The organism is Flagellimonas sp. MMG031, from assembly GCF_040112705.1.
GTDB lineage: Bacteria > Bacteroidota > Bacteroidia > Flavobacteriales > Flavobacteriaceae > Flagellimonas.
This window is the reverse complement of the sequence record NZ_CP157804.1, coordinates 1,691,084-1,710,531: the sequence shown is the minus strand read 5'-3', so window position 1 is coordinate 1,710,531 and position 19,448 is coordinate 1,691,084. Positions and strand designations below refer to the sequence as shown.

At 41.1% G+C, this 19,448-nt stretch carries 19 protein-coding genes and 1 tRNA gene; 8 read left to right on the top strand and 12 right to left on the bottom strand.

Annotated elements, in window-relative coordinates:
- Positions 1-97: 97 nt before the first annotated feature.
- On the bottom strand, positions 98-1,180 hold the full coding sequence (locus tag ABNE31_RS07695) for an LptF/LptG family permease (RefSeq protein WP_349352932.1): 1,083 nt from the start codon (positions 1,178-1,180) through the stop codon (positions 98-100).
- Positions 1,180-2,310 (bottom strand): tRNA guanosine(34) transglycosylase Tgt, encoded by a 1,131-nt coding sequence (tgt, locus tag ABNE31_RS07690; protein WP_349352931.1) that lies wholly within the window; start codon positions 2,308-2,310, stop codon positions 1,180-1,182. The genes ABNE31_RS07695 and tgt overlap by 1 nt, the downstream gene beginning before the upstream one ends.
- Positions 2,311-2,467: 157 nt before the next feature.
- Between tgt and ABNE31_RS07685 the strand changes: the two genes are divergently transcribed.
- The 3 genes from ABNE31_RS07685 to ABNE31_RS07675 are packed head-to-tail and all read left to right on the top strand — an operon-like array spanning position 2,468 to position 4,945.
- Positions 2,468-3,313 (top strand): transketolase, encoded by an 846-nt coding sequence (locus ABNE31_RS07685; protein ID WP_349352930.1) that lies wholly within the window; start codon positions 2,468-2,470, stop codon positions 3,311-3,313.
- A gap of 17 nt (positions 3,314-3,330) precedes the next feature.
- Complete coding sequence (locus tag ABNE31_RS07680) at positions 3,331-4,284, top strand: transketolase family protein (protein WP_349352929.1); 954 nt, start codon at positions 3,331-3,333, stop codon at positions 4,282-4,284.
- A 49-nt stretch (positions 4,285-4,333) separates the two neighbouring features.
- Entirely contained in the window at positions 4,334-4,945 is a 612-nt protein-coding gene (locus tag ABNE31_RS07675) for an outer membrane beta-barrel protein (RefSeq protein ID WP_293289958.1), read from the top strand.
- 76 nt (positions 4,946-5,021) lie between these two features.
- On the opposite strand, the gene ABNE31_RS07670 is transcribed toward ABNE31_RS07675, so the two are convergent.
- Positions 5,022-5,978 (bottom strand): FKBP-type peptidyl-prolyl cis-trans isomerase, encoded by a 957-nt coding sequence (locus ABNE31_RS07670; RefSeq protein ID WP_179384995.1) that lies wholly within the window; start codon positions 5,976-5,978, stop codon positions 5,022-5,024.
- Between the two features lie 77 nt (positions 5,979-6,055).
- Between ABNE31_RS07670 and ABNE31_RS07665 the strand changes: the two genes are divergently transcribed.
- Both ABNE31_RS07665 and ABNE31_RS07660 read left to right on the top strand, forming a co-directional pair.
- Positions 6,056-6,427: a S4 domain-containing protein gene (locus ABNE31_RS07665; RefSeq protein WP_179384996.1), complete on the top strand. Its 372-nt coding sequence runs from the start codon at positions 6,056-6,058 to the stop codon at positions 6,425-6,427.
- A gap of 36 nt (positions 6,428-6,463) precedes the next feature.
- On the top strand, positions 6,464-6,961 hold the full coding sequence (locus ABNE31_RS07660; RefSeq protein ID WP_349353033.1) for a phosphoribosyltransferase family protein: 498 nt from the start codon (positions 6,464-6,466) through the stop codon (positions 6,959-6,961).
- Here the strand turns inward: ABNE31_RS07660 and ABNE31_RS07655 are convergent.
- Positions 6,953-7,465: a shikimate kinase gene (locus tag ABNE31_RS07655; protein ID WP_349352928.1), complete on the bottom strand. Its 513-nt coding sequence runs from the start codon at positions 7,463-7,465 to the stop codon at positions 6,953-6,955. The genes ABNE31_RS07660 and ABNE31_RS07655 overlap by 9 nt on opposite strands.
- 119 nt (positions 7,466-7,584) lie before the next feature.
- Between ABNE31_RS07655 and ABNE31_RS07650 the strand changes: the two genes are divergently transcribed.
- From ABNE31_RS07650 to ABNE31_RS07640, 3 genes are all read left to right on the top strand, one after another.
- Positions 7,585-7,657 (top strand) — tRNA-Lys (locus ABNE31_RS07650).
- Positions 7,658-7,888: 231 nt separating this feature from the next.
- Complete coding sequence (locus tag ABNE31_RS07645; protein WP_349352927.1) at positions 7,889-9,136, top strand: site-specific integrase; 1,248 nt, start codon at positions 7,889-7,891, stop codon at positions 9,134-9,136.
- 943 nt (positions 9,137-10,079) lie between these two features.
- The gene (locus tag ABNE31_RS07640) at positions 10,080-10,499 is read left to right on the top strand and encodes a DUF3592 domain-containing protein (protein WP_349352926.1); all 420 of its coding nucleotides are present in this window, start codon (positions 10,080-10,082) and stop codon (positions 10,497-10,499) included.
- Positions 10,500-10,909: 410 nt separating this feature from the next.
- Here the strand turns inward: ABNE31_RS07640 and ABNE31_RS07635 are convergent, their stop codons facing one another.
- The 8 genes from ABNE31_RS07635 to ABNE31_RS07600 all read right to left on the bottom strand — a co-directional run bounded on the left by ABNE31_RS07635 (position 10,910) and on the right by ABNE31_RS07600 (position 19,414).
- Positions 10,910-11,572: a DinB family protein gene (locus ABNE31_RS07635; RefSeq protein ID WP_349352925.1), complete on the bottom strand. Its 663-nt coding sequence runs from the start codon at positions 11,570-11,572 to the stop codon at positions 10,910-10,912.
- Positions 11,573-11,807: 235 nt separating this feature from the next.
- Positions 11,808-12,215 carry a hypothetical protein gene (locus ABNE31_RS07630; RefSeq protein ID WP_349352924.1) on the bottom strand — a complete coding sequence of 136 codons (408 nt, stop codon included), beginning with the start codon at positions 12,213-12,215 and terminating at the stop codon, positions 11,808-11,810.
- Entirely contained in the window at positions 12,215-13,609 is a 1,395-nt protein-coding gene (locus tag ABNE31_RS07625; protein ID WP_349352923.1) for a hypothetical protein, read from the bottom strand. Before ABNE31_RS07625 ends, ABNE31_RS07630 begins: the two co-directional genes overlap by 1 nt.
- Positions 13,610-13,616: 7 nt before the next feature.
- Positions 13,617-14,225, bottom strand: a complete 609-nt coding sequence (locus ABNE31_RS07620) for a hypothetical protein (protein WP_349352922.1) — start codon at positions 14,223-14,225, stop codon at positions 13,617-13,619.
- A gap of 60 nt (positions 14,226-14,285) precedes the next feature.
- Positions 14,286-14,948: a hypothetical protein gene (locus ABNE31_RS07615; protein ID WP_349352921.1), complete on the bottom strand. Its 663-nt coding sequence runs from the start codon at positions 14,946-14,948 to the stop codon at positions 14,286-14,288.
- Between the two features lie 63 nt (positions 14,949-15,011).
- Entirely contained in the window at positions 15,012-16,319 is a 1,308-nt protein-coding gene (locus ABNE31_RS07610; protein WP_349352920.1) for a hypothetical protein, read from the bottom strand.
- Positions 16,320-16,439: 120 nt separating this feature from the next.
- Positions 16,440-16,589 (bottom strand): hypothetical protein, encoded by a 150-nt coding sequence (locus ABNE31_RS07605; protein ID WP_349352919.1) that lies wholly within the window; start codon positions 16,587-16,589, stop codon positions 16,440-16,442.
- A gap of 182 nt (positions 16,590-16,771) precedes the next feature.
- Positions 16,772-19,414 (bottom strand): tetratricopeptide repeat protein, encoded by a 2,643-nt coding sequence (locus ABNE31_RS07600; RefSeq protein WP_349352918.1) that lies wholly within the window; start codon positions 19,412-19,414, stop codon positions 16,772-16,774.
- Between the last annotated feature and the right edge of the window lie 34 nt (positions 19,415-19,448).

Below are 19,448 nucleotides of genomic sequence, written 5' to 3'. Positions count from 1 at the left end.
CACGAAAAACAATGGGGACAAATATATAACATTATGGCATACTCACCTGAAATATACAAGTCTTTTAACGTCAACAATATACACTATTTTGGACAGATTAGCGCTTGGCTTTCATGAGCATGTAAACGGCAAAAACGCCAAAAAGAAGGTTGGGTATCACCACGGCCAATAGCGGTGAAAAACCAGATTGCTCCGCCAATGTCCCAAAAACCTTGTCGAAAAAGATGTATACAAAGGCCACCCCGATACCAAAGGCCAAATTGAGCCCCATACCGCCCCTTCGTTTCATGGAAGAAACAGCTACGGCAATTACAGTAAGGATAAAAGCTGCAATGGGAAGTGCCCACCGTTTGTACTTCACCAGCACGTAAGCATTGATATTGGAGGCACCCTTTTTTCGCTGATCTTCAATAAAATCGTTAAGTTCAAAAAGGTTTTTGGTCTCGGCCACGTAAGAAACTGGGGTAAGATCATCAATCTGAAATGAAAAGATGGTATCCAATCGCCTTTTGGCCTCGATATATTCGATTTCGTTGCGCAAGGTGCGTTTTTCGTAGTTCGTCAACCTGTAAAGGCTATCATCCTTTACCCACCGGATGTTGCTAGCGGAAATCTTATAGTCGAGTTTGCCTATGGAATCAAAATGCTCGTAGGTAAAATTATACCCGATTTGACGGTTGGGATCAAAACTGCTTACGTAGATGTAATCCCGTTCGTTCAATTGGTTGAAGATATTTTCCGTTACACGGTCGCGCTTCCCTTTTTTAAAGTATTTGTACTCAAACTCATTGAAACCAATACTGGCATGTGGCACAATAAACATCCCCATCATAAAAATCAGAATGGCCACTAGGGTTGCACCTACAAAATAAGGTCTCAAAAACCGCCAAAAGGAGACGCCGCTGCTCAAAATCGCAACGATTTCGGTATTACTGGCCAATTTGGAGGTAAAAAATATAATCGATAGAAACAAAAAGATGGGCAACAACAAGTTTCCGATTACTAAAGTAAAGTTGCCGTAAAACACAATGACCTCTGCCAAAGGGGCCTCGTTATCAATGATTTTCCCAATTTTCTCCGCTAAGTTGGCCATAATCCCAATGGGCACGAACAACAGGAGCATCCCCATAAAGGTAATGAGGTAGCGTTTAAGGATGTATCTATCGAGTATGGTAAGCATTACAGTCGTTTATCCATTTGGTTCACCATCATGGTCTTCCACTCCAAGAAATCTCCGGCTAAAATACGTTCTCTTGCCGTACGCACCAACCACAAATAAAAGCCCAGGTTATGGATGGTGGCAATCTGCTTGCCCAAATACTCGTTGGCTGCAAATAAATGTCGCAAGTAAGCTTTCGAATACTCGGTATCCACAAAGGTGATGTCCATTTCGTCGATGGGAGAAAAATCGTTTTCCCATTTTTTGTTTTTGATGTTGATGGTGCCGTGCGCTGTGAACAACATGCCATTGCGTGCATTTCGAGTGGGCATTACACAATCGAACATATCCACTCCAAGGGCAATGTTCTCCAAAATATTGATGGGTGTTCCTACCCCCATAAGATATCTGGGCTTGTCCTCTGGCAATATATCGCAAACTATCTCGGCCATTTCGTACATCTCCTCGGCAGGCTCTCCCGTGGAAAGTCCACCAATGGCATTACCTTCAGCCTCTACGGATGCAATATATTCCGCCGATTGTTTCCTTAAATCTTTGTAGGTAGACCCTTGAACAATGGGGAAAAAGCTTTGGGAATAGCCGTATTTGAATGGAAGTTTTTCCAAATGATCGATACATCTGTCCAGCCATCTATGGGTAAGGTGCATGGAACGCTTTGCATATTGGTAATCGCAAGGATACGGCGTACACTCATCAAAAGCCATGATGATATCCGCACCTATGGTGCGCTGTATTTCCATCACATTTTCAGGGGTAAATACGTGCAGGGAGCCATCAATATGGGACTTGAACTTAACGCCCTCCTCCTTAATTTTTCTGTTATCGGAAAGTGAATATACCTGATACCCCCCGCTGTCGGTCAAAATAGGACGGTCCCACCCCATAAATTGATGGAGTCCGCCAGCTTCTTCCAGAATCCCAGTGCCAGGCCTGAGGTACAGGTGATACGTATTTCCTAAAATAATATCCGGATTTATTTCCTCCTTTAGCTCCCGCTGATGCACCCCTTTTACAGAGGCAACCGTACCCACGGGCATAAAGATCGGGGTTTGTATGGTACCATTGTCCGTAAGCACTTCCCCGGCCCTTGCCTTGGTTTTTCCGTCCTTTTGTGTTAAGGTAAATTCCAATTGTTCGTTTTAGAACCGCAAATATAATTAACTCGGTTTGGCCAATCCTTAACAAAAAAATAAAGTTTCTGGAAGCAAGTGACCTAAAGGCTTCATTGCCAAACTTGTTTTAGACGAATAATGCCATTACATTTGATATCTAAATATATAAGACACCATGCCGAATACGCAAGAATTACAAGACCTGGTCGTACAGGTAAGAAGGGACATTTTACGAATGGTCCATAACGTAAATTCGGGACACCCGGGAGGATCTTTGGGCTGTACCGAGTTTTTTGTAGCACTCTACAACGAAATTATGGAGTTAAAGGATGGGTTTGATATGGACGGAATCGGGGAAGATGTCTTTTTCCTGTCCAATGGTCACATTTCGCCCGTTTTTTATAGTGTTTTAGCTCGAAGAGGTTATTTCCCATTGGAGGAATTGAACACTTTTAGGCTGATTAATTCCAGATTACAGGGCCATCCCACCACGCACGAAGGTTTACCAGGGGTTCGCGTAGCATCCGGTTCTTTGGGACAGGGCATGTCCGTAGCCATTGGTGCCGCTCTGGCCAAAAAACTGAACGGAGATGACCATTTGGTATTCAGTTTACACGGTGATGGTGAATTACAGGAAGGGCAAAACTGGGAAGCCATTATGTACGCTGCCGGCAATAAAGTGGACAATCTTATTGCAACCGTGGACAGAAACGGCCAACAAATTGATGGCGGTACGGAGGATGTACTTCCCCTAGGTGATGTTGCGGAAAAGTTCCGGGTTTTCGGTTGGGATGTACTCGAAATAGAAAACGGAAACGATTTGGAACAAGTCATTGCAGGCCTAAAGGAAGCCAAAAGCAGAACAGGACAAGGAAAGCCGGTTTGTATTGTGATGACCACCGAAATGGGCAATGGAGTAGACTTTATGATGGGCACACATGCTTGGCACGGTAAAGCGCCGAACGATGAACAACTGGCCACAGCATTGGAGCAAAACCCAGAGACCCTAGGCGATTACTAATCATAGAAAAAGATAGAATGACAAAATATACAGATCAAGGAAAACAAGATACCCGTAGCGGTTATGGCGCGGGAATGACAGAATTGGGGAGAACCAATCCAAATGTGGTAGCACTTTGCGCCGATTTGGTAGGTTCCCTTAAAATAGAAACGTTTATCGAGGAAAATCCCGAGCGCTTCTTTCAAGTGGGCATCGCCGAGGCGAATATGATGGGTATTGCGGCTGGCTTGACCATTGGAGGCAAAATACCCTTTGCATCCACATTTGCCAACTTTGCCACAGGCCGTGTCTACGATCAAATCCGTCAATCCATTGCCTATTCCGATAAGAACGTGAAAATATGTGCATCCCACTCTGGTTTGACCTTGGGTGAGGATGGCGCGACCCACCAGATTTTAGAGGATATCGGTTTGATGAAAATGTTGCCAGGGATGACCGTTATCAATCCATGTGATTACAACCAAACCAAGGCAGCTACCATTGCGATTGCTGAGCACCATGGACCGGTCTATCTTCGATTTGGACGACCCAAAGTGGCCAATTTTACCCCAGTGGACCAGAAATTTGAAATCGGAAAGGCCCTTATGCTCAATGAAGGTACCGATGTGACCATTATTGCTACAGGTCATCTGGTCTGGGAAGCTTTGCTTGCAGCAGAAAGTTTGAAAAACCAAGGTATCTCCGCAGAGGTCATCAACATACATACTATAAAACCGTTGGACGATAAGGCTATTTTGGATTCCGTTAAAAAAACAGGTTGTGTGGTGACTGCCGAAGAGCACAATTATTTAGGTGGACTCGGAGAAAGTGTAGCACGAGTGCTGGCTACGCACCATCCTACCCCTCAAGAGTTTGTGGCAACCCAAGATACTTTTGGGGAGAGTGGAACGCCCGAACAGCTGATGGAGAAGTACGGTTTGAACAATAAAGCCATAGAATCGGCCGTTTTAAAGGTGTTGAAACGTAAGTAGTTTCAACTATCCCTTTTGGGGATATTCAACTTCTAAAATGAACACACTTATGAAAAAAACGTTTCTAGTAGTAGCATTTGCACTTATGGGCTCTGCTGTAATGGCACAAAGCGGCTCCGGTTTTGGAATCAAGGCTGGACTTTCTTACAACAAAAATGGGGATTTGATCGGTTCTGTCGGTGATGGCGGTCAGGATATTATTGAGGGCGCCGAAGGCAAAACGGGATATCATTTTGGTTTTTGGGGAAAATTGGATTTTCCAAAGATTTACCTCAGACCCGAATTGGTGTACTCAAAAACAAAAAGTTCGTATGACGTGGACGGAAACTCCCAGGATTACGATGTGTCCAAATTGGACCTGCCTGTGTTGTTGGGCTATAAATTGATTGGCCCCTTACATATTTTTGCAGGACCTGCCTTCCAATATACCTTGAACAACGATTTGGGCGATTTGCAGGTAGAAGACGTGGAAAACGACTTTACCGTGGGCCTAAACGTAGGTGTTGGAGTTAACATCGGAAGATTGGGCCTTGACGTTCGATATGAAAGAGGATTCTCTGAAAACGAAGCCCGTTTTATTGGAAACAATATTACCGACGTTTCTGGTAGAGTGGATACGAGACCATCACAGATCATTTTCTCAGCACTATTGAAATTGTAATAGTGCATGTTGATCTAAAAAAAAATCCCCGTTGCTTTCAACGGGGATTTTTTTATGTACTATATTTTCGTTCTGACTAGTTGGAATCACGATCCAAGTAATCCGGAATCCCATCCCCATCAGAATCTGGATAAGGGATGAGAATCTCCCCATTATCGTCCGTGATCTCTGTTCGTGTGGATACCCCATCGGCATCATCATCTGCATCCCTAAAATTCGCCAAACGACCGCCCAATGCCTCTTGCTCAAAATCGGTGTTGTCGTCGAACAAATATCCATTACCGTTCAAATCTTCCTCAATGGAGGGAACGCCATCATTATCGTTATCCGTATCCTCAATAAAAAGTCCAAGCTCCACTTTAAAGATAAGGGGGGCATATCTTGGAATCAAAGAAGATGGTGGGTTATTGAAATAGGCCAAACCGGAGGGCATTATAATAATTCCTACACTACTATTGGAAATACCGTAGGTACCATCAGGATTATCGACAATCTGATCGGGTGTTCCTGATTTCATTTGTGCAATCCCATTGGCATAGCCCCTTACCGTAAAGGGCAGTTCTTGCCACAAAAAATCTTGGTTTTCATCAAAAGTGGTTCCATCCAACAAAGTTCCCTGATAGCGAACCAAGGTGGAATCGGCAAAAGTAGGATTCGCTCCTCCGCCGGGTCTTGCCTCAATATAGTAGAGCGTATGTGGGATATCTTCCTCCCCGGTGTCCAATCCCAAAAAGCTTGAAGACACGTTTACGGTGAAGGTTTTGTAGTCTTCCTCTATCAAAGGTCTCTTATCTGCATTGGCTCCTGCAATGGTGTCGATTACAATCCTATAGTTGAACCCTTCTGGAGGTGTTTCAAAATCCTCATAGTTGTAAAAATGGGTTCTCATGAACTCTTGTATGATTTCGTCGTCCTCTGGTGACACCTCGCTCAATAATCTGGGCGGCACTTGTTCGATTCCTCCGTCGTCGTCATTGTTGCAGGACAGCAGTGTTACCGCAAAACCAATAAATACTAAAATTCCGTACCTCATCAAGTCTTTAATTAGGCGCGCAAGATACAATTTTCCATTATTTTTGTTCCGCCCCTTAACAAAGATTTGCGAAGACCATGCGAATAGACAAGTACCTTTGGTGCACCAGATACTTTAAAACAAGAAACATTGCTTCCACCGCCGTAAAGAAAGGTCAGGTGAAAGTGAATGGTGATTCCGTAAAACCATCGCGGGAGGTATACCCTATGGACAAGATCGTGGTCAGAAAAAACCAAATCGACTATCAGCTTACCGTACTGGACCTGCCTGAAAGCCGTGTTGGGGCCAAATTGGTGGATATCTATCGAAAGGACACCACTCCCAAAGATGCCTTTGAGCACAATGAGCTGCTGCAGTTTGCCAAAAAGCATTATCGGAAAAAAGGACTTGGCAGACCTACCAAAAAAGACCGAAGGGATTTGGACGATTTTTTGGATGAATCGGAATAAACCGTTTTCCTATCTTTGAAACAAGTATCCACAACTATGATGAACCGTATCCTTACCCACGACCAAATTCAGCATATTACCAAACGAATTGCCTACCAAATCTACGAGTCCAATGTGGATGAAGATCAAATAGTAGTGGCCGGAATTACGGGCGGTGGGGAAAGTTTTGCCAAAAAGATCGTTGCTGTCCTCAAAAAGATAACGGATGCCCATATTGTGATGTGCAAAATGGATATGGACAAAAAGAATCCGCTAACGAGTGGTGTCACCACCTCCTTGGGGGAGGAAGCCTACAAAAACAAATCCATTGTTCTTGTGGATGATGTGTTGAATTCCGGGACCACTTTGATCTATGGCACCCATCACTTTCTAAAAACCCCGATAAAACGACTAAAAACCGCTGTACTGGTAAACCGCAACCATAAAAAATACCCGATTAAGGCGGATTTTAAGGGGATTTCGCTGTCCACTTCGTTGAACGAGCACATCCGAGTGGATTTTGAGCCCAAAAACAACGCGGTGTACCTAGAGTAGTTTCTTGATTTCAGCTACCACTTCCTCTGCGGACAAAGGGTCGCAATCTACCCGGTGTTCGGCCTGCATATAAAAGGGTCGACGCTCGAACAAATGCTTGCCAACGAACTCTGGCAAATCATTATCCGGAATGTTTTTTACAAGAGGACGGTGTTCCTTCTCTTTGGTGATACGTTCCACTAAAACCGGTATGCTGTGGTTTAAATAGATGGAATTGTCTGACTGTTGTAAAATGGTCTCCATATTGTTGGCATAACAAGGAGTCCCTCCTCCAGTGGAAAGCACCACCGCTGTATGTGAATCCAAGACCTCTTTTAGCATTTGATGCTCCAATTTGCGAAAGAAAATCTCGCCTTTTTCAGAAAAAATATCTTTTATGGATTTTTTTTGATGCTGTTCGATATAATCATCCAAATCGACAAACGATATCCCTAATTGCCTGGCCAACAATCGTCCAACGGTCGACTTTCCACTTGCCATATATCCCAGTAAAACTATTTTCATATCGAAGAATATTATCCGATTTCAAAAAAACACAAATTTATCCAGAATTCACCTTGGAAAATAGATTATTGATGTTATATTTGCACCCGCTTAGCCAAACAGCTAGGCACTTACTGAAAGACCTGATAGCTCAGTTGGTAGAGCATCTCCCTTTTAAGGAGAGGGTCCTGGGTTCGAGCCCCAGTCAGGTCACTTTTTAACAAACCACAAGATATCAAAATCCTGTAATCTATCTGATTTACAGGATTTTGCATTTTTTAGCATATCATTTAATTTGATATAAAATGGTTTAAAAAGTTCACAAATCGTCAACATAGGATTTTTAAATCGTCAACATGAAATTTTGGCATTTAAAATCGGACGATTTGACTCTATGGTTGATTTGACTTTCGTAGAAAATTGTTTAACCAAAAACCTTTCTCTATGAGATCGACCAGAACATTTTCCATCCTAATTTGGCAATACGCCCAACGAGCTGATGCCAATAATGAAGCAAATCTTTACGCCAGAATCAGTCTTAACGGCAAGAAGGCGAACATCAGCCTTAAGAAAAAACTGAATGTCAACAGTTGGGACTCAAAAAAACAACGTGCCAAGGGTACAAAAGCATCCGCCAGGTACTTAAACGAATACCTCGAGGAGGTAAGAATGGAAATTTTCCAACTGTACCGGGAACTAAAGGCAACCCACGGTCTAGTTACAGTGGAAAGGATAAAATCCCATTATCTCGGTGAGAACAAAAAAGTACATTATTTGAGTGAGGTCTTTGATTTTCACAATGAGACTCACAAGGAAAAATTGGCTCCCAAAACCCTTTGTCATTACAGGACCAATCAAAGGTATGTTCTTGAATTCATAAAAGAACAATACCATAAAAATGACTATCCACTACACGAACTCGATTATCCGTTCCTTTTGAGATTGGAGGGCTTTCTGCGCTCGTATGATCCAAAAAAGCATTATAGAAAATCCATTGCCAACAATGCTGTCATGAAACATATCCAACGTTTCAGAAAGCAAATAAAGTTGGCTGTTGAACTGGATTGGTTGAAAGACGACCCATTTAAAAAGTTCACCCCTAAAATGGAAAAAAGGCAGAGGGAATTTCTGACCGAGGAAGAACTTAAGAGCATTGTAAATTTGGAAATCACATGCGAGCGTCTCGAAATTGTACGAGACCTTTTTCTTTTTAGTTGCTACACCGGTATTCCCTATGGAGACATCATACAACTTAGCCATAAAAATCTAATTATTGGGATTGATGGGAATAAATGGATTGCCGCAAAACGAAACAAGAATGGAGTCCCATATGAAATCCCATTGTTGGACCTCCCGCTTTCGCTAATAACCAAATACTTTGGACATGCAAGAACACAAGCAACAAGTACTCTATTACCAAAAATATCCAACCAAAAATTAAACAGCTACTTAAAGGAGATTGCGGACCTGTGCAAGATCAGAAAGAATCTTACTTTCCATATGGCTCGCCACACCTTTGCAACTACCGTAACATTGTCAAATGGTGTTCCCATTGAGACAGTATCAAAAATGCTCGGCCATACCAAATTGGCAACAACCCAGATTTATGCACGGGTTATTGAAAAGAAAGTCAGCAATGATATGCAACTGCTACGATCCAAGCTAAAAGATCAGATTAACCAACTAGAATAGATTAATTTTAAAAAAGAAAAATTAAATAAGCCCCAATCTTACCAAGACTTTTGCGCTTGGTCCCTGTTGTAATTTTATAGTGTTCGGGAAGATAAGCGTAAAGTAAAATTGGAATAGGGTGCAATGACCTACTTCAAATCCTAGATTGGACCAATCTATTTCTAACATCAAAGGGCTTTTCAGGTTTTCTTTGCGAGCAAAGAAAATATGAAGAGCAAGAGGATAGCACGCTGGCGCGATGCTATTGATTCATTTTCATTCGGAAAAACCCATTTTTAGGATGTTTTTCAAAAATACTGAACAATGGCATTTAAAGCATTTTTGACTAAAAAAGACTTTCAGTCCAGTAAAATCAATGGATTTTTGACTAAAAAATAGTTTTTTGGACTCTAACTTAGTTGAAAAATTAAGGCTTTCGTAGTTGAATTAGTTTAATGGTCCAGAATCTCATTTTTCACGGAAAAGAGTGTTCAGCCCAGTAAAATGAAGGTATTTTTCATGGAAAAATGGAATATACAATTGTGATTTTGATAAAACTTGCCTCGCTCAGCAAGGTTAGTTTGGCAAGATTTGGGGCTTGCAGCACTTCACTTCGTTGCGTTCGCTTTAGTATCGATTTCAGATTTATGGCCAGGCTTTAAAGGCACCGTTTTACTGAACTTTCACTCTAAATCAAGTTTACTGATAATAAAGAGTTTACCTTTTCCGTACACTTAATTGGTTTACCATTTAGACCTTTAATTACCCCTACATTGAAGTTTGCTTCCTCAAGACCTCTTGACTGTTTTTCCTCCTTTTTGCCGAAAAGTAAATTTTTAACAACTGGAAAATTCCTACATTTATAAAAGTTCAAATAAACGATCCTTTATCTTAGTTCCACACATAGAGGATATATAGATCATATAATCTATATTCCAATGTTGTAGGTAATTTGAAAAACTGAATGGAAAACTTGATTGGAGCATTTGTCTTTTTAACGGTTGGTGGTGGGTTCTTATACGCTGGATTTTACCTTCGGAATTCAAATCGAAGAATACAAACAAGTGGAATTAAAACAAAAGCTAAAATAATTGACTTCGTTGAGGAGCGGAATAAAGACGCTGACGGATTTTCAAAGGTATATCACTTCCCTATAGTTCGATTTACTGACAAAAACGGAATCGAAACGACTCAAAAATTGGACTCTAGCACAAATCCGAAACGGATAAATCAGCCAATTGAAATAATTTACTTGAAAAAAGACAATGAATACGAAATAATGATAAACAGCGACTTTTGGAAAACATATTTCCCTGTGATTTTTATATTCGGAGGATTTTTGTTTTTTGGAATAGGAATCTTGTGGTTGCTGAAAAAAGTATAAATAAAAACTACCTACAACATTGGCTATAATTCATTGCTCCTCTCCCAGCCTGTTTAAAGTTTCCTATTTTTAATAAAAACAAACTTCGACCGCAAAGGTTTACAACCGGCGGCTTGCTCCGCAGGCCAGAGGTAATGGCCAGCGCCTTTAGCTCCACTGTACCGCCCAGCCGCAACGTAACCATAGCCGAGACCGTTGCCAAAGTTCAAATAAACGATGAAAAGCTCAAAGATGCATTTTGCAAATGCCCAATGTATTTCCCTTATAAAAGTAGATTTTCATAAGGGTTTTTCAGATGTTACAATTTTTGAGAATGACATTCTATAAAACATTAGGCGAGTTTGGGCGGTGATCAAAAACTTTACCAACCCTTTGCTTACCTCCTACATCAAAATGTCAATGTGATGGTTTTATTTCGGCAAGCGGTTCATTATAGTGCCTATTTGCCCCATGTGGTTTGCCGAATGTTCCATGACATGGTACCAAATGTAACGGTAGTTCAAACCTTCCTCAATGTTGGAGGCGAACCAGGCATCATCCTTGGTTTTGAGTCCGGCCAGGGTTTTTGCACGCACCTCATCCCACAGATCTAAATAGTAGCCAATAGGCTCTCCTTTGAGCATGTTATTAACTTTGGAGTTCAGTTCCCCTGCAACCCCAAGGCTTTCCATCTCCTCTGCTGTCCATTCCCTACCTTCTAAGGTAGCTACTTGGTAATACGACTCCGTAGAGACCAAATGCATGATCAATGCGCCTATGCTATTTGCATCGCCATCATATTGGAAATCGGTTTGTGTTTGGTCCAAGTCCTTCACCTGTTCGGTGATTCGTTCCTTTAGGTCTTCCAACATATAGACCATGCTACCAATATTCGGCGAATAGCCGGCCACTGACTTTAATTCTCCCTGTGCCTGCAAAAATAGCATCGGTAAGCATAGCAATAAAAGGCTGTTTTTTGTTTTTAAAGATTTCATAGAGTCGGTTTCAAATGAATAGGGAAAAATATATAGCTTTCCAATAGTGCTATGCTCTGTCATCCCCAAATATGGGAAAAGGTACTTTAATCCCTTCATGTAACCATAGGTTTACACCATTTTGACAGGTTCTTAACAGTGTATCTATTTCTTTTGAAACTTTTAGAACACATTTTTTCAGTTACCGGTAATTATAAAAATTAACCCATGAGGCTTCGCAATTGTTGGCTTCCTGTTTTCAAACCATTGATAAACCAGAATTCTTACCTTTAAAGTAAAGTCCAAATAAACGATTCAAAGATATTATTAAAAGACTATCTCATAAATCATTGACTCATTTTTGTTCAACTCTAGTCAATTCCTTGCTACAATCATCCGAACTTGATGTTTTTAAGATATTGTTTTCGACTACAATGGTTTCATCCCTCCAAGTTTCCTTTCCCATAGTATTTCTCCATTTCACCTGTCCAACATAAGTGCCCGGGGTTTGCTGGGAAAGATGGAAGCCTACTTCATTCAAGGTAAACTTGTACTGTCCAAGTCCCCCAAGCTTTTCATAGCGTCCTTCAATTTCTCCATTTTTATTGGTGTAAAAGGTAACCACACGTCCATCACATCCTTCCCAAGATCCAATAATGTTCGTATTGGTCGAAGTCGCTATTGGACTTATAGATTTACAGCTGACCCATATGCCCAAGCATAGGGACAGCAATACGATGAACTTTATTTTCTTTACTTCCATTAGTCTTTTCTTTGGTATTTATCTTTCATAAATTCAAAATACATATAGCCAAAACGGTCGTACCAGTCTTCAACCCCATACTTGGCCTCACATATATTGAGTTCCATCATAGCGTCGGCCAAGCTCTGCAGAAACTCGCCATATTTTTTGTCATAAGCCTGTTCAAGTTCTGTAACGGATTTTTCTATATTCCTCCGTTGTGTCTGCCAGGCCAATCCACCTACTCCACTAGGTGTAAAACCAGATACGTCATCACCAAAAGAAATTGCAGCATTGGAAAAGTCCTTGGTGCATTTATAGATTGTAGCAAGCTTTTCAAACTGGTACCGTATATTGTTAAACTCCTTTCGGGCTTCCAGAAAACATTCGGCGCACTCTTGATCTTCCTCCTCCGAAATGTAGCCGTTATCGTCAAGAGATAAATCAGTGCAAATGGAAGGTATGGAGGGCGCCTGGGCCGGCGGAGTGGAACTGATACATTTACCCAATCCGTTGTTATAGGCATCATAGAGCAATTTAACGTTGTCCCATTGTTTCCGTATCGTTGCGATAGTCTTATCTAAATCCATAACTGCTTTGTCCACAGCTTTGCGTTCGCTCTCCAGGGCCGCTAATTGGCTCATGACCATGGCATGTTTTGAATTTTGCTGCTTCTTCCAATTTTCAAACTCTTCCATGGTCAACACAGCGCCCCCATCTTGACCAAAGCTTGATAACGGCACTAATGATAGAAGCACCAAAATCACTGTTGTCCCCTTTCCTTTTCTGCCCATAAGTTTTCCGGCCAAAACACCAATGACCAGTAAAGCAACCCCAAGGGCAATGTACAACAGGTAATTGGCACCCCCTCCATCATCGCTCGTCCCAGCAGCTTCGCTAGGTGAGGCTTCACCGCTGGATGTCATTTCATCTTCATTGATCGACCTAAAGGCACTGCCCAAATAGGTTTTTCTTTCGGGGCTGGCTACCACTGCAATGGTATAGATCGAATTATTGGGTTGCTCCGGCTCTATTTTTATTCCAAAACTTCCCCAGGTGCGTATCTTGAAGTTCGCTACTCCATCTCGTGCATTGACGGTGTTCTGTTGGGCCTGCACGACTTCCCAGTTGTCTTTTGCCAAACTTACTTTTAATGGAGTGCCGTCTACACTGGTCACCAACACATCAACAAAATTATAAAGGTCGTGGCCGGTAACGTAGTGGTACATTACGGAATCTTTTAATCTATTAAAATAAGCAATGCCAAGTTCCCCTTCGTGCCCCGTTCTAGTGTCTGCCAATAGTTTCAATTCTACCGGCTGAATCGCTTTGTTCAAGGTGAAAGGTTGGGCATATCCCTGAAACGCACCTATGAACAAGAGGCCAAACAACAAGATGTTTTGCAATCGTTTCATCTTAAATTTATTTTTGGTAGTGACCAATAAGATAGTTGGCAATTTTGTACGTATTCTGTTTCTGTTCTTCACTTTGGGAATCCGTCAGTTTTGGGCCACTGGTGTTTAAATAACTATAGCTGATTTTTATAGGGTTTCCATAGTTGGTATTTAACAGTAGCAGAAAGCCCTGAACGGGATGTCTTTTTATATAGGTATCCCCAGATTCACTTATACGGACATTGACCATCTCGTTCTTCAGCCCACTTTGTATTTCATCTTCCACAATGTTTTTGTCCCCCCACTTTTCAAGGCTTATTCCGTAGTTGACCGTAAAATTGCCTGGATGGGTCACTTTATACCAACAATTTCCTTGATAATTGCTTTGTTCTTCTACTTGATCAATGCTGTATCCCAAAGACTCCGCCAATTGGGAGGTGGTAAGTTTGCAATCTGCATTTGGAGTATATAGTTGGGTATAGTCCCCTTTTTGCTCCAAATCCATTGTACTGGTAGCTTCCAATTTTACATCTGTCCCAGAACTCTCTGTAGTAGATTTCTCCTTTTTTCCGGTATTGCCGCAAGCAGCTATTAGCAACATGCCCAAAAAGGCGATGGTAATGTTCGATACTTTCATGATGTTGTTATAATGTTTCTTAAGGCACTCCTATTTTTTGAATTTGGCTTACAGTTAAGCCTAGTCATCAATTCTATCAACTTTAATATTCGCGATCTCCAATGGTTCATACTTGATATAATAGTTCTCTAACCCCGCTATAATCGGACTTATCTTTATTTCTTTGCTATCGCCAATGAAATCGAACATAATTTCGTCGTATTGGTTATTGATAAACCACGTATCGTTATATCTTCCTGTGACATTGGTCATCACTTTTTTGTTTCCGTATTCGCCGGGTTTAAGTTTGATGATCACGCGGTATCTTTGTCCGGCCTCTGGATTGAATTGCAAAACCAGATATCTCATTTCTGGTAAAAACCCTGGTGCTCCATTGTTTACTCGTGGATAATATTTGTTTTCTGGATACACACTAATGTATCTGGGGGACTGCTCAAATTTTCCAAAATATGACACTACCTTCATATCCTTGTCCGTCATTCGTCCAGGTTCAATTTCCCATGACTTGTTGTACTTAAGCCTTAGTAAAGCAGAACGGTCATATGTGGTAGCGGGAAGTTTTGCTATTTGTTTTGCATCAAGGCTTTCAAATATTCTCACGTCTATCCTTTGTGGCTTGGCAATGATTTTATTGCTCAAATCTATTTTGGAGGTCTGGGAAATATTGATGTTTGTGTTCTTGGGCAACTTTTGGGCATGCAGCGTGCAAATTCCTGTTACCATAGTAGCTAGTAATAATTTAACAATTGATTTCATAAGCTTATTTAATTGAATTGATTAAGATCTTCAGTTAAGTTTCCAAACGGAATTGTTTGTTGTTGAAAAATTGCTCCGTTGTGTTCCACCAATGGCAAATAGTTCGCCATTTAGATTGACCAATGCATAGAAAATTGCTCTTATCGGAACCGAATCAATCGTTGTGGCAGCTACCCAATCTACTCCGTTGGAAGATTCATAAAAGGTTGAATCAAGGTTTGGGCCATCCACAGGGGTGGTCATCAATATAATTTTACCATCCAACACTACAGTCCTTACCGAGTTTATGCCTCTCTCACGGATTTCTGAAACTTCTGGGCTCGACCAGTTGATTCCATCCATACTGGTCCTTGTACTGATTTCTTCAATGTCCAAATCTGGATTGGGCTCAAAGGAATATAGGGTTTCATTCAAGTCTTCAATTTGAAAACTGTACTTGGTATCAAACCCGTGATTTTCTATTTCCAAATTCCAATTTAATCCGTCGATACTGCTATACACATTGCGTTCTGGAGATAGGTCATCTATATCGCCCGAATAACCGGCAAATCTAAATATGCTATCCCCAAAAACTTCAAACTTTGAATTTTGATATTGTATAAATGGCGTGGTCTCCGTTTCTTCCACCCAAGCAATGCCATCTTCCGAACTAAAAATCTTATTGGACAGGACACCTTCAGAAATTCCTCCGTAAATCCATAACTTACCGTTGAAGGCAATCAATTCATGCCCATAAATGCCTCCAAAAGGAAAATCACCTTCCAAGGTCCAATTCTCACCATCATCACTGGACCAGATATCCGTAAGGGCAACATCTGCTTCATTTCGTCCTCCAATCACCCAAATTTTATCATCAAAGACTTCAACCCCGGTGGCTTTTCTGGCGCCGTATGCCGCATCTTCAGTGATTAAGCTTGGGAATATGAGCTCGGTGGTAAATGTTTGAACTTCGCTTTGCGCCACTGTCTCACCTTCTTCATAAGCAATGATCTGCCAAAAATATTCGGTGTTCAAATCAAGAGCATTGGCAATTTCAATATCATATGATGTAACTGTGAGTCCTGATTCGATTTCAGTCAGTGTATTTTCAGAGGTTCCAAGGAAAAGGGAATACGTTATCGGTTGGTCGCTACCGTAATTTTCCCAGCTGATTGAGGGTGTTTTGGAAACTGGGATTTCGTTATTAGACGGAGTCAAGGTTGCCAATGTTTCTATAATTGGCTCATCACCAACACCGTCATCATCAATAACGACAACTCCATTTCCATTGTCATCATTGCTGCAACCTTGGCACAATAGGATAAGACAAACGATAATTGATCTAAAAAAAGGTTTCATGAGTAGTTTAATTTTATGTTATTTAGGGGAACAATTTTGTTATTCCATCTTCGAGCCAAAGTGATTGATCACTTGATGGCAGATTATTTATTTTACCTTGTTGACATTTTTCTCCTTGGCCTACTCCTTAGAGAAATGTGTGCTTTTGATGACATGGTTTTTATTCATAATCTTTAGCTTGTATTTTCCCTTTTGCAATTTGTTCACGTTCAAATAAATCTCATATCGGGGAACTTCTTCAAGTATGCCTTCATACCTCTTTTTCTTCATGGTGATATGAAGTGTTTTTGTGTTAGTCAATCTGTAAGGCTGAATGTATGGGGTATAGGCCATCACTCAACGCTTGAGCAAACATAATGGCACATAATGCTGAGGGCTATGAATTATGTATCAAAGCCTATGAAATATGTAACAGGGTAGAAAAACCTTGGCCTTAAGGAGACTCGGGAAGGTTATTTTTTACTGAATTCAGAGGGAGATGTTCCATAGGTTTCCCTAAAACACTTTGTAAAATAGGAATGATCGTTAAAGCCCACCTGATAGCCAATTTCGGAAATATTGACATCACTTTTTTGAAGTAGTGAAGCGGCCAATTTTAGCCTTTGGCTACGAATGAATTCCGTAGTGGTCTGTCCTGTGAGCGCTTTTAACTTTCGGTGCAGCTGCATTCTGCTCATACCCAAAGCCTTTGCAAAATCTTTTGAATTAAAGTCTGAGGCGACCAAATGATCGTCCAAAACATTTTGAAGGGACTCTAAGAAGCGCTCATCATAAGAGCTGATGGATATGTCCTTCGGGGTTAAAACAATCTCTTGACTAAAACGCTCCTGTAGTTTTCTACGGCTCTCCAATAAGTTTTTTGCAGTCTGCTTCAAAATTTTGTTGTTGAATGGCTTGGTCAGATAGGCATCGGCACCTGTTTCCAATCCTGTCAGTCTATTTTCATCACCAGCCTTTGCAGTGAGCATTAGAATGGGAATGTGGGATGTAGCATCGTTGGTCTTACAATTTTCGGTCAATTTCAGTCCATCCTCTTCGGGCATCATCAGGTCTGTTATGATAAGATCGGGTACCCGTTTCAATGCTTTTTGAAAACCGGTGCTTCCATTATCTGCCGTAACAATATTGAATTCGTTATTAAAAATAGAAGAAACGTAGGTTCGTAGATCCTCATTGTCATCCACGATCAAAATAATGTCGCGGTTTTCATCATTTTCCGTAATGGATACTTTACTTTCATCTTCAATTGCATCTGTATTTTCTTGATAGGTTTCCTTTAAAGTTGTTGATTTTGTGCCAGTTACTTTTTCCTCGTTTGAGTAGTCGGTTTCAAGTATGGGCAATTCTACGTGAAACGTGACACTTTCTGTACTGCTCTTGGCCTCAATCTTTCCTTTATGCAACCCGACCAGTTCATGGGTGAGAGCTAGCCCAATGCCCGTGCCTCTTTTATTGGTATGAATTTGGTGAAAGCGGTTGAATATTTCCTGTAACTCTTTTTTTGTTATGGATACATCTGTATTTGTCACCGTTAATGAAAGAACGCCCTCTATGATTTCCGCCTCAAAATCTATCTTGGCATTTTGTGGACTGTATTTTAGTGCATTGCCCAAGAGATTACCAACCACCTTCTGAAGTATGTCTGCATCAAACCAATAATGATTTTGATCTTTGGAGATTTTTATTTGGAGTTGTTGGGACTTTTTTTCGGCGCTGAACACGAACGATTCCGCCTGTGATTTCAAAAAAGTGGACAATATTGCTTTACCTACATGCAATTTGTAAAACCCTGATTCCAGTTTTGATAGGTCCAGCAACTGGTCGACCAAAGCAGCTAGCCGTTGGGTGTTCTTTTTGGCAATGGTCAGGTTCCGTTTATCTTCTTGGCTTAGTTCCAAACGCTCCAGTTGCTGTTCTATCGGACCCTGTATCAAAGACAAAGGTGTACGCAGTTCATGGGATATGTTGGCAAAAAAGTTTGATTTGGCCACATCCAGCTCTCTTAATTTTTGATTCGTTCTTTGACGGTTGCGATAAAGAACAAAGAGGAACATTACTGCCAAGGATGTTAAACCTATTCCTCCCAAAAAAAGATTGCGCTGATTCCTTTTTTGTTGTTCGGCGAGTTCATTTTGTGATTTCAACAGTGCTATTTCTTGTTCTCTTTTTTGTGTTTGGTATTTGGCTTCAAGGTCCAGAGCAAGGCTCTTTTGCTTTCGGGCCTCTAGAGAATCTTGCAGAACGAACGATTGTCCATAGTATTTGACCGCTTGCTCAAAGTCACCGGTTTTTCCATAGGATTCAGCTAGGTTTTTGGCGATTCCCAACAAAACACCACTAGAACCGGCATCGGCTTGTTTAAAATAAGCATAAGCGTCTTCAAAATATGGTATGGCCTGTTTATAGCGCCCAATTCTTAGAAGAAACCCAGCGTAGACCCGATTGGCATTAGCGATTTGATTAGGGTCCCTTGTCTCAGTGAGCAGGTCAAGCCTTTTTTTATAGTAGGCATCGGCTTGATCATAATTATTGAGGTCTGTCTCTATGATACCCAAGGACCAATAAATATTTGCCACGTTTTCAATGGAACCGTTGCTTTTAAAATATGCCAAGCTTTTTTTAAAATAGGGCTTGGCTTTTTCATATTCCTTTCTTTGCCCAAAAATATTTCCTAGCATAATATAGCCGTAGTGTTCCTGGTCACTGTCATTGATTTCCGAAGCCATGTTTATGGCATTTCTGAAATAGCCTTCGGACTTTCCGATATATGAGGTGTCCTGTACACTATAGGTCCTTAAAAGTACTTTGCCCAAATTGAACAACGCTTTCACAACATATGGGTTCTTTTCATTGGAATACGAAGCAATAGAGTCTATTTGCTGGTATGTGGCTATGGCTTCAACATCTTCAAACTTTGAGTAATGTATGTTACCAATGGAAAGTAGGCCACTTGTGGTCACTTCGGGCAAATTCTTCTCAGTTCCTAATGCAATGGCCTTTTTGGCATAGTGCTGTGTGGAATCGTAATTGCCTTTGTAAAAGTAGCAATTGGCCACCTCACTTTGCGCTTTGCCCAAGAGTAAAGGTGAGGACATATTTTTTGCAATTTTCAAATTTTGCAATGCTAGC

What these genes read in the sequence shown, in the direction of transcription:
- ABNE31_RS07695 (WP_349352932.1), bottom strand. Translation starts at nt 1,180, where the DNA reads ATGCTTACCATACTCGATAGATACATCCTTAAACGCTACCTCATTACC.
- ABNE31_RS07620 (WP_349352922.1), bottom strand. Translation starts at nt 14,225, where the DNA reads ATGAAAGTATCGAACATTACCATCGCCTTTTTGGGCATGTTGCTAATA.
- ABNE31_RS07660 (WP_349353033.1), top strand. Translation starts at nt 6,464, where the DNA reads ATGATGAACCGTATCCTTACCCACGACCAAATTCAGCATATTACCAAA.
- ABNE31_RS07630 (WP_349352924.1), bottom strand. Translation starts at nt 12,215, where the DNA reads ATGGAAGTAAAGAAAATAAAGTTCATCGTATTGCTGTCCCTATGCTTG.
- ABNE31_RS07685 (WP_349352930.1), top strand. Translation starts at nt 2,468, where the DNA reads ATGCCGAATACGCAAGAATTACAAGACCTGGTCGTACAGGTAAGAAGG.
- ABNE31_RS07645 (WP_349352927.1), top strand. Translation starts at nt 7,889, where the DNA reads ATGAGATCGACCAGAACATTTTCCATCCTAATTTGGCAATACGCCCAA.
- ABNE31_RS07640 (WP_349352926.1), top strand. Translation starts at nt 10,080, where the DNA reads ATGGAAAACTTGATTGGAGCATTTGTCTTTTTAACGGTTGGTGGTGGG.
- ABNE31_RS07670 (WP_179384995.1), bottom strand. Translation starts at nt 5,978, where the DNA reads ATGAGGTACGGAATTTTAGTATTTATTGGTTTTGCGGTAACACTGCTG.
- ABNE31_RS07615 (WP_349352921.1), bottom strand. Translation starts at nt 14,948, where the DNA reads ATGGTAACAGGAATTTGCACGCTGCATGCCCAAAAGTTGCCCAAGAAC.
- ABNE31_RS07600 (WP_349352918.1), bottom strand. Translation starts at nt 19,414, where the DNA reads ATGTCCTCACCTTTACTCTTGGGCAAAGCGCAAAGTGAGGTGGCCAAT.
- ABNE31_RS07610 (WP_349352920.1), bottom strand. Translation starts at nt 16,319, where the DNA reads ATGAAACCTTTTTTTAGATCAATTATCGTTTGTCTTATCCTATTGTGC.
- ABNE31_RS07605 (WP_349352919.1), bottom strand. Translation starts at nt 16,589, where the DNA reads ATGAAGAAAAAGAGGTATGAAGGCATACTTGAAGAAGTTCCCCGATAT.
- ABNE31_RS07665 (WP_179384996.1), top strand. Translation starts at nt 6,056, where the DNA reads ATGCGAATAGACAAGTACCTTTGGTGCACCAGATACTTTAAAACAAGA.
- ABNE31_RS07655 (WP_349352928.1), bottom strand. Translation starts at nt 7,465, where the DNA reads ATGAAAATAGTTTTACTGGGATATATGGCAAGTGGAAAGTCGACCGTT.
- ABNE31_RS07680 (WP_349352929.1), top strand. Translation starts at nt 3,331, where the DNA reads ATGACAAAATATACAGATCAAGGAAAACAAGATACCCGTAGCGGTTAT.
- ABNE31_RS07635 (WP_349352925.1), bottom strand. Translation starts at nt 11,572, where the DNA reads ATGAAGGGATTAAAGTACCTTTTCCCATATTTGGGGATGACAGAGCAT.
- ABNE31_RS07625 (WP_349352923.1), bottom strand. Translation starts at nt 13,609, where the DNA reads ATGAAACGATTGCAAAACATCTTGTTGTTTGGCCTCTTGTTCATAGGT.
- ABNE31_RS07675 (WP_293289958.1), top strand. Translation starts at nt 4,334, where the DNA reads ATGAAAAAAACGTTTCTAGTAGTAGCATTTGCACTTATGGGCTCTGCT.